Annotated in this window: 8 protein-coding genes; 4 read left to right on the forward strand and 4 right to left on the reverse strand. The window is 72.9% G+C overall.

The window, feature by feature from the left end; translation table 11 throughout:
- Positions 1 to 214 precede the first annotated feature (214 nt).
- Positions 215 to 883 carry a hypothetical protein gene (locus tag V6U81_RS28550; RefSeq protein ID WP_334494099.1) on the reverse strand — a complete coding sequence of 223 codons (669 nt, stop codon included), beginning with the start codon at positions 881 to 883 and terminating at the stop codon, positions 215 to 217.
- A gap of 69 nt (positions 884 to 952) precedes the next feature.
- On the opposite strand from V6U81_RS28550, the gene V6U81_RS28555 reads away from it, so the two are divergent.
- From V6U81_RS28555 to V6U81_RS28565, 3 genes are read left to right on the forward strand one after another with little or no spacing between them, the layout of a single operon-like run.
- Positions 953 to 3,571: a valine--tRNA ligase gene (locus V6U81_RS28555; RefSeq protein ID WP_334494100.1), complete on the forward strand. Its 2,619-nt coding sequence runs from the start codon at positions 953 to 955 to the stop codon at positions 3,569 to 3,571.
- Positions 3,568 to 4,902, forward strand: coding sequence for a bifunctional folylpolyglutamate synthase/dihydrofolate synthase (locus V6U81_RS28560; RefSeq protein ID WP_334494101.1), 1,335 nt, complete (start codon positions 3,568 to 3,570; stop codon positions 4,900 to 4,902). Before V6U81_RS28555 ends, V6U81_RS28560 begins: the two co-directional genes overlap by 4 nt.
- On the forward strand, positions 4,899 to 5,288 hold the full coding sequence (locus V6U81_RS28565) for a DUF4233 domain-containing protein (RefSeq protein ID WP_334494102.1): 390 nt from the start codon (positions 4,899 to 4,901) through the stop codon (positions 5,286 to 5,288). The genes V6U81_RS28560 and V6U81_RS28565 overlap by 4 nt, the downstream gene beginning before the upstream one ends.
- 5 nt (positions 5,289 to 5,293) lie before the next feature.
- Here the strand turns inward: V6U81_RS28565 and V6U81_RS28570 are convergent, their stop codons facing one another.
- Positions 5,294 to 6,652, reverse strand: a complete 1,359-nt coding sequence (locus V6U81_RS28570) for a VOC family protein (protein ID WP_334494103.1) — start codon at positions 6,650 to 6,652, stop codon at positions 5,294 to 5,296.
- Between the two features lie 141 nt (positions 6,653 to 6,793).
- On the opposite strand from V6U81_RS28570, the gene ndk reads away from it, so the two are divergent.
- Positions 6,794 to 7,219 (forward strand): nucleoside-diphosphate kinase, encoded by a 426-nt coding sequence (gene ndk / locus V6U81_RS28575; RefSeq protein ID WP_334494104.1) that lies wholly within the window; start codon positions 6,794 to 6,796, stop codon positions 7,217 to 7,219.
- Positions 7,220 to 7,301: 82 nt separating this feature from the next.
- On the opposite strand, the gene sigJ is transcribed toward ndk, so the two are convergent.
- Both sigJ and V6U81_RS28585 read right to left on the reverse strand, forming a co-directional pair.
- Positions 7,302 to 8,234, reverse strand: a complete 933-nt coding sequence (gene sigJ / locus V6U81_RS28580) for an RNA polymerase sigma factor SigJ (RefSeq protein ID WP_334494105.1) — start codon at positions 8,232 to 8,234, stop codon at positions 7,302 to 7,304.
- Entirely contained in the window at positions 8,183 to 8,626 is a 444-nt protein-coding gene (locus V6U81_RS28585) for a carboxymuconolactone decarboxylase family protein (protein WP_334494106.1), read from the reverse strand. Before V6U81_RS28585 ends, sigJ begins: the two co-directional genes overlap by 52 nt.
- Positions 8,627 to 8,887 lie beyond the last annotated feature (261 nt).

The raw sequence follows: 8,887 nt of genomic DNA on the forward strand, positions 1-8,887 counted from the left end.
GCCCTCCAGCGCCGATGGTACTGCACTCGGGAGGGTGTGGGAGAGTAGGACGCCGCCGGACAACCATTCCATTCAGGGCCACCCCAACAGGGGTGGCCCTGAATGCGTTTCCACCTATGTTTCTCAGACGGAAGCAGGCCAGGCCGAACGCCGCGGGGCGAGGCCGAACCCCATAGCCTGGGGCGGCCGGGCTCAGGGCGGAGCTGACGGTGGATCAGGGCCGGGTCTGGACGGCCTCGCGGATCTGGCGGAACAGGCCTGCGGAGTCGTCGACGGGCCGGTTCGCGAACATCGCCATCGCCACGCTGCCGTGGTCGGCCCAGCCGCAGACCGTGAAGTCACTGCCCGCGGTGCCGCACTTCATCACGCCGCCGAACTTGCCGGCGGGCACCTCGCGTACCCCGGTGACCTTGCCGGTCTCGTCGGCCATCAGGCCGAAGAGGCTGTCCAGGTCGCGCTCCGGCTGCCAGAGCAGGGTGGTGCCGCCGAAGAGCAGAATCGCCCGCTTCTCGTCCGCCGGATCCCGGTAGACGGTGCCGAAGCTTCGGTCCAGGTCGATGTCGGCCGCGAAGCCGCTGCGCAGGTAGTCGGCGGTGCTGCGGGCCCGCTCCGAGTCGTCCCGGGTCAGGCCGCCAACCCGGTCCGGGGCGGCGAGCCGGGTGTCCTTCTGCTGGACCACCCGCCAGCCGGCCACCCCGAGGGCGGCGGCGCCGGCGAGACCCACGACGAGTGCCACGGTCAGCGCGATCCGACGCCGACGGGAGGCCGGACCGGCCGCCCGGTCGTCCGGGTCGTGGTTGCTCAGCCGGATCGGTTCCTCGGTCAGGTCGACCGGCTCGGGCCCCCCGATGAGCTGACGCTCGGTGAGATGTGCGTCGGACATGTCCGCCACCGTACGCGAATGACAGGTGGCGCACGTCAGGTCCGCCGAAGCGCTCCGTAGACTTTCAGGGTGACCGAGAGACTGGATGCCCGACGCCCCGACGCCCCGACCCTTGCCGGCCAGTACCAGCCCGGTGAGGTAGAGCAGCGACGGTACGAGCAGTGGGTAGCCGGCGGCCACTTCCGGGCCTCGGCGGAGAGCGACAAGCCGCCCTTCACCATCGTCATCCCGCCGCCGAACGTGACCGGCTCGCTGCACATGGGCCACGCGTTCGAGCACACGCTGATGGACGCCCTCATCCGGCGCAAGAAGATGCAGGGGTTCGAGGCGCTCTGGCTGCCCGGCATGGACCACGCCGGCATCGCCACCCAGAACCTGGTCGAGCGGCAGCTCGCCGGTGAGGGCCTGTCCCGGCACGACCTCGGCCGGGAGAAGTTCGTCGAGCGGGTCTGGCAGTGGAAGGCCGAGTCCGGCGGCGCGATCCTCGGCCAGATGCGCCGCCTCGGCGACGCGGTCGACTGGGACCGTGAGCGCTTCACCATGGACGAGGGCCTTTCCCGGGCCGTCCAGACCATGTTCAAGAAGCTCTTCGACGACGGGCTGATCTACCGGGCCAACCGGATCATCAACTGGTGCCCGCGCTGCCTCACGGCGCTGTCCGACATCGAGGTGGAGCACACCGACGACGAGGGTGAGCTCATCTCGATCCGCTACAGCGACGACGTGGTGGTCGCCACCACCCGGGCCGAGACGATGCTGGGCGACACCGCGGTGGCCGTCCACCCGGACGACGAGCGCTACCGCCACCTGATCGGCACCGAGGTCGCCGTGCCGCTCACCAACCGGCGGATCCCGATCGTCGCCGACGAGCACGTCGACCCGGCCTTCGGCACCGGCATGGTCAAGGTGACCCCGGCGCACGACCCGAACGACTTCGAGATCGGCCAGCGGCACGACCTGCCGGCGCTGACGATCATGGACGAGCGGGGCGTCATCACCGCGCCCGGCCCGTTCGAGGGCCTGGACCGGTACGAGGCCCGGCCGGCGATCGTCGCCGCCCTGCGCGAGCAGGGCCGGATCGTGGCCGAGAAGCGGCCGTACGTGCACGCGGTGGGGCACTGCTCGCGGTGCAAGACGACCGTCGAGCCGCGGCTGTCGCTGCAGTGGTTCGTGAACACCGCCCCGCTGGCCAAGGCGGCCGGCGACGCGGTGCGCGACGGTCGGGTGAAGATCGAGCCGGCCGAGCTGGCCAAGCGGTACTTCGCCTGGGTCGACAACATGCACGACTGGTGCATCTCCCGACAGCTCTGGTGGGGTCACCGCATCCCGGTCTGGTACGGCCCGGACGGCGAGATCGTCTGCGTCGGCCCGGACGAGCAGCCGCCCACCGGGGAGGGCTGGCGCCAGGACGAGGACGTCCTGGACACCTGGTTCTCCAGCGGCCTGTGGCCGTTCTCCACCCTCGGCTGGCCGGAGCGGACTCCCGATCTGGCGAAGTTCTATCCGACCAGCGTGCTGGTCACCGGGTACGACATCCTCTTCTTCTGGGTCGCCCGGATGATGATGTTCGGCCTCTACGCGATGGACGGCGTCCAGCCGTTCGACGTGGTGGCCCTGCACGGCATGGTGCGCGACGAGCACGGCAAGAAGATGTCGAAGTCCTTCGGCAACGTGGTCGACCCGCTGGACTGGATCGACCGGTTCGGCGCCGACGCCACCCGGTTCACCCTGGCCCGCGGCGCGAACCCCGGCCAGGACGTGCCGGTCAGCGAGGAGTGGTGCCAGGGCTCCCGCAACTTCTGCAACAAGCTCTGGAACGCCACCCGGTTCGCGCTGATGAACGGCGCGCACACCGCGGGGCCGCTGCCCGCCGTCGGCGAGCTGTCGACGGTCGACCGGTGGATCCTGTCCCGGCTGGCGCACGTCACCGCGGAAGTGGACGAGCAGTTCGAGGCGTACGAGTTCGCGAAGGTCTGCGACCTGCTCTACCACTTCGCCTGGGACGACGTGTGTGACTGGTACGTGGAGCTGAGCAAGCCGGTGCTCGCCGAGGGCGGGCCGGCCGCCGACGCCACCCGCCGGGTGCTCGGCCACGTGCTCGACCAGCTGCTGCGGCTGCTGCACCCGGTCATCCCGTTCGTCACCGACGAGCTGTGGAGCGCCCTCACCGGCGGCGAGACGATCATGGCGGCCGACTGGCCGGTCGCCGACCGTACCCTCGTGGACGACGCCGCGGAGGGCGAGGTCGGCACCGTCCAGCGGGTGGTGACCGAGATCCGGCGGTTCCGCTCCGACCAGGGGCTGCGGCCGACCCAGCGGGTCGCCGCGCGGCTGGAGGGCCTGACCGTCGCCGGCATCGCGGCGCACGAGCCGCTGATCCGCTCCCTGGTCCGGTTGGACGCCCCCGGCGACGACTTCCAGGCCAGTGCCACCCTCGCCATGCCCGGCGAGGTCAGCGTCGCGCTGGACACCCGGGGTTCGATCGACGTGGCCGCCGAGCGGGCCCGGCTGACCAAGGACCGCGCTGCCGCCGAGAAGGAGGTCGCGCAGGCCCGGGCGAAGCTCGACAACCCGGCGTTCGTCGGCAAGGCCCCGGAACCGGTGGTCGCCAAGATCCGTGAACGGCTGGCGGTGGCCGAGGCGGACCTGGTCCGGATCAACGCCGCTCTGGAGGCGCTTTCCTCGTGACCGACCGTACCGATTTCACCGCCGTCGACGCTGCGCTCGCCGCCCGAGGTTTCACCCGGATGGCGTTCGAGCTGGAGAAGATCGAGTCCCTGCTCGACCTGCTCGGCAGCCCGCAGCGGGCGTACCCGTCGATCCACCTGACCGGGACCAACGGCAAGACCTCGACCGCCCGGATGATCGACTCGCTGCTGCGGGCCTTCGGGCTGCACACCGGCCGCTACACCAGCCCGCACCTGGAGACCGTGCGGGAGCGCATTGCGCTGGACGGCGAGCCGGTCAGCGAGGAGCGCTTCGTCACCATGTACCGCGAGGTGGCGCCCCTGGCCGAGCTGGTCGACCAACGGTCCGCCGAACCGCTGACCTACTTCGACATGACCACGGCGCTGGCGTTCGCGACGTTCGCCGACGCCCCGGTCGACGTCGCGGTGGTCGAGGTCGGCCTCGGCGGCGCCGAGGACGCCACCAACGTGATCCAGGCCGGGGTGGCCGTGCTCACCCCGATCGGGCTGGACCACACCGAGTGGCTCGGCGACACGCTGGAGGACATCGCGCTGCACAAGGCCGGCATCATCCACGCCGGCGCCACGGTGATCTGCGCGGCCCAGGACGACGAGGCGGCCCGGCCGATCCTCGAACGCTGCGTCGAGGTGGGCGCCACCATCGCCCGCGAGGGCACCGAGTTCGGCGTGCTGCGCCGGGCCGTCGCCGTCGGCGGTCAGGTGCTCAGCATCCAGGGCCTCGGCGGGGTCTACGAGGAGATCTTCATCCCGCTGCACGGCGCCCACCAGGCGCAGAACGCCGCGGTGGCGCTCGCCGCCGTCGAGGCGTTCCTGGGTGCCGGGACGAACCGTCAGCTCGACGTGGAGGCCGTCCGGGAGGGCTTCGCCACGGCCAGCTCCCCGGGACGGCTGGAGAAGGTGCGTACCGCCCCGACGGTGCTGCTGGACGGGGCGCACAACCCGCACGGGATGACCGCCACGGTCACCGCCCTGCAGGAGGAGTTCGCGTTCAGCAAGCTGGTCGGCGTGCTCGCCGTACTCGCCGACAAGGACGCCCCCAGCCTGCTGGAGCTGCTGGAGCCGGTGCTCGACTCGGTGGTCGTCACCCGCAACAGCTCGCCCCGGGCGATGCCGGTCGAGGAGTTGGCCGAGCTGGCCCGGGAGATCTTCGGACCGGACCGGGTGGAGGTGGCCGAGGAGATGCCGGACGCCATCGAGGCGGCCGTCGCCGAGGCCGAGTCCGACGTGCCCGGTGAGCTCTCCGGCGTCGGGGTGCTGGTCACCGGCTCGGTGGTGACCGTGGCCGACGCCCGACGGCTGTTCAAGCGATGAGCGACCCGAACCCGGCCCGCCCGGACCCGGAGCAGACCCCCGGTCAGCGGCGATCCGGCCTGCGCAACCCGGTGGCGGCGGTGCGCGGCCTGGGGGCCGGCACCCTCGGCCTGGAGGCGCTGGTGCTGCTGCTGGCCATCCAGCCGATCCGGCTGGTCGGCGGGGACCTCGGCGGCGCCGCCATCGCGGCGATCGTCACGCTCGCCGTCGCCGCGATCGTGCTGGCCGGCATGATGCGCCGGCCGTGGGCCTGGACCGCCGGCACGGTCCTGCAGGGGTTGCTCCTGCTGGCCGGGCTGCTGCACTGGTCGCTGTTCGGGCTGGGCATCATCTTCGGCCTGGTGTGGGCCTATGCGCTGCACGTGCGGCGGGTCATCCTCGGCTGACCCGCTCAGGCGTCGGCGCGTTCCCGCCACTGGGTGAGCGCGATGCCGTGGCCGTCCGGGTCCTTGAAGGCGGCCGCCCACACCTCCAGCTTCGCCCCCCGGTTGACCACCCGGGGGGCGTACGTGAAGCGGACGCCGGAGTCCTTGAGCCGCCGGTACGCCCCGTCGATGTCGTCGACCTCGAGGTTGACGTGCACCAGCCGACGGCTGATCGGGGCGGCGCCGGTGACCTCCCGCAGCACCACCCGGGTGCTGCCGGAGGCGAGCACCGCGTTGCCGGAGCCCCGGTCGACCTCGGTGAAGCCCAGCACGTCGGCGTAGAAGCCCAGCGACCGGGACAGGTCGGTGACCAGCAGGGTCAGCCCGACGCCGCCGAACGGGGCGGCCCGGTCCGCCGACTCCGCGTCCGGGTCGTAGCCGAAGATCGCCTCGTCGAGTCCGCCCAGCTCGTCCGGGTCGAGCCGCCCGGCGGCGGGGGCGGGGTCGTCCAGCGGCACGTCGATCGGGTCGAGGATCGGCGCGTCGAACCGCTCGTCGGCCGGCGTCCGCGGCGACGGGGTGGCCGCCCGCCGCGGCAGGTCGCTGGACGGCGCGTCGACCAGGATGCCCTCCAGCACGACCCCGTCGCCCGGGCGCTGGTGCACGACCACCGGCTCCCGCTCGTCGGTCAGCACCTCGACGTCCTCGGCGAGCGCGTCGCCCCGCACCGGGTCCGGCGGCAGCGGCTCGGACCGCAGCGGCTCGGCGCGCAACGGGTCCGACCGGAACGGGTCGCCGGGCGGCGCGTCCCGGAACTCCTCGCGCAGGTCGTCGTGGAAGTCGTCGTCGGCGGTACGGCCCTCCCACGGCGGGGCCTCCTGCTGGATCAGCATCTCGTCGAGCGGCTCGGCGTCGGCGTACTCGGGCGGCAGGTCGGGCACGGTGGCGGCGGTCTCGGCGTGGGTGGGCACGTCGTCCCAGAGCACCCGGACGTGCCGCTGATCGTCGAGGGCCACCCGGATCGGCAGGGCCTGCCCCAGCGACGGCCACTTCGCCACCGGCACCCGCGGCTCGATGATCTTCTTGGACCGGGGCGGCAGGCCGGGTGCGTCGATCACCAGTTGCAGCTCGCAGCGGCCGAAGGCGTACTGCGTGGGAGGCTCGGAGGCGCTGTGCACGTGCCCGACGCCGACCACCCAGGTGCGCCCGCCGCCGCGCACGGTGGCCAGGGCGATCGCCAGCACCAGCAGCGCCACGCCGAGGGCGACGATGGCCCAGCTGGTCATCCCCAGACCGAACAGGACCACGAAGGTGGCCACGGTGCCGAGCACCGCGGCGATCAGCTTGCGTACCGGCGCGATGGTGCGGTTCCCGCCATTCGCCACAGTGGACCTCCCAGGGGTAAGGCCAGGCTAGGGCCGATCGGCAACCGAGGGAAGGAGCAGCCGCCGCGCCGACGCCGGGACCGGGTCGCTAGGCTGACCGTACCCAGCCCGACCGGCTTCCGCGCACAGGAGGAACCCAGCGTGTCCAGCAGCAGCCCGGATGAGCGCACGCTCGTACTGATCAAGCCCGACGCGGTTCGCCGTGGCCTGGTCGGCGAGATCATCTCCCGCTTCGAGCGGAAGGGCCTGCGGATCGACGCGATGGAGACCCGGACCCTGGACGGCGCCTTCGCCGACCAGCACTACGCCGAGCACGTGGACAAGCCGTTCTACCCGCCGCTGAAGGCGTTCATGACCAGCGGGCCGCTGGTCGCGCTGGTGCTCTCCGGTGACGAGGTGATCGACGTGGTCCGCGCGATGATCGGCAGCACGGACGGGCGCAAGGCCGCCGCCGGCACGATCCGCGGTGACCTCTCCCTGTCCAACCGGGAGAACCTGGTGCACGCCTCCGACTCCACCGACAGCGCCAAGCGCGAGATCGGCCTCTGGTTCCCCGAGCTGGGCTGACTCGCCGCCGGCGTACCGGTCGTTCGCGGGCCCGGACCACCTGTCGGTGGGCCGGGCCCGTTGCGCGTGGCCCGGCCGGCGATCAGCCCGTCGCGTACCGCAGCTTGTCCGGGTTGCCGACCAGGTGCACCCCCGTGACCAGGCCGTCCGCGCCGGCCACCGTCAGCGCGTACGTGCTGCCGTCGGGTCGGGTGATCAGAGCGGCCGGTTGCCCGTTCAGCTCCAGCCGGCGCACCGCCGGCGGTAGCCGGCCGGGTCCGTGCACGCCGATGAAGAAGCGGGCGATCCGGTCCGCGCCGGTGATCGGGTTGCGGGCCGCCCGGACCCGCCCCCCGCCGTCGGTCCAGGCGGTCGCGTCCTCGGCGACCAGGGCGGTCAGCGTGGTCAGGTCGCCCTCGCGGGCGGCGCGCAGGAATGCGTCCAGCAGCCGTTCCTGCTCGGCCCGGTCGGCGGTGAACCGGCGGCGGTCCGCCCGGACCCGCTCCTCGGCGCGGTGGTGCAACTGCCGGCAGTCGGCCACGGACCTGTCGAGGATCCCGGCGATCTCCGCGTAGGGCAGCTCGAACGCGGTGCGCAGCACCCAGACCGCCCGCTCCGGCGGGGTGAGCCGCTCCAGCACGTGCAGCAGCGCGACGGAGAGCGAGTCGCGCAGTTCCGCGCGCTCCAACGGCCCGAACGGCGACGGCGCGGTGGCCACCGGCTCGGGAAGCCACGGTCCGACGTACGCCTCCCGCGCCGCCCGTCGGGCCCGCAGCCGGTCCAGCGCCAGCCGGGTCACCACCCGGGACAGGTAGCGCCGTGGCTCGGCCACCGCCGCCCGGTCGACGCCCACCCAGCGCAGGTACGCCTCCTGGAGCACGTCCTCGGCGTCGTCGACGCTGCCCAGCAGCCGGTACGCCAGCCCGAGCAGCATCGGCCGGTGCGCGGTGAGCGCACCGGCCGCCTGCTCCGCCCCGAGCCCGGTCACGCCTCCGTCGGCGGCTGGGTCCGGCTGGTCACCGCGACCCGGTTCCATACGTTGATTGTGGCGATCGCCACCACCAGATCGGCCAACTCCTTCTCCGACCACACCGCCGCGGCGGCGTCCCACACCTCGTCGGGGACCCCGTGCTCACCGAGCCGGGTGACCGCGTCGGTGAGTGCCAGCGCGGTCCGTTCCCGCTCGTCGAAGAAGGGCGCCTCCCGCCAGGCGGACACCGCGAAGAGCCGCCGGCTGGACTCACCCGCGCCCAGCGCCTCCCGGCTGTGCATGTCCACGCAGAAGGCGCAGCCGTTGAGCATGGACGCGCGCAGCTTCACCAGCTCCAGCACCCTGGGCTCGACGTTCGCCCGGGCGTACTTCTCCAGCCCCAGCACCGCGTGGTACGCCTCCGGCGCCACCTCGGCCATGTTGATCCGTGCCCGCATCGCCAACCTCCCTCGTCGCATCCGTACGCCGATACGACGGCGCGGGGGGCGCGCGGCGTGACGGTGGCGGGATGTGACCGTGGTCATCCCGGCACTCGGGCCGGCCGGCGGCGCGGGGCCGAGGACCCCCGTCAGGGGGTGACCGGTGCCGGCCGGGTGTCCGGCGCGGCGCCGTAGGCCGGCGGGGTGGGCTGCGCGAGGCCACCGATGGGGCGCGGCGCGGGCACCGGACGGCCGGGACCGGCGCTCGTGGCGCGGCCC

The organism is Micromonospora lacuserhaii (assembly GCF_036902735.1).
Classification (GTDB): Bacteria; Actinomycetota; Actinomycetes; order Mycobacteriales; family Micromonosporaceae; genus Micromonospora.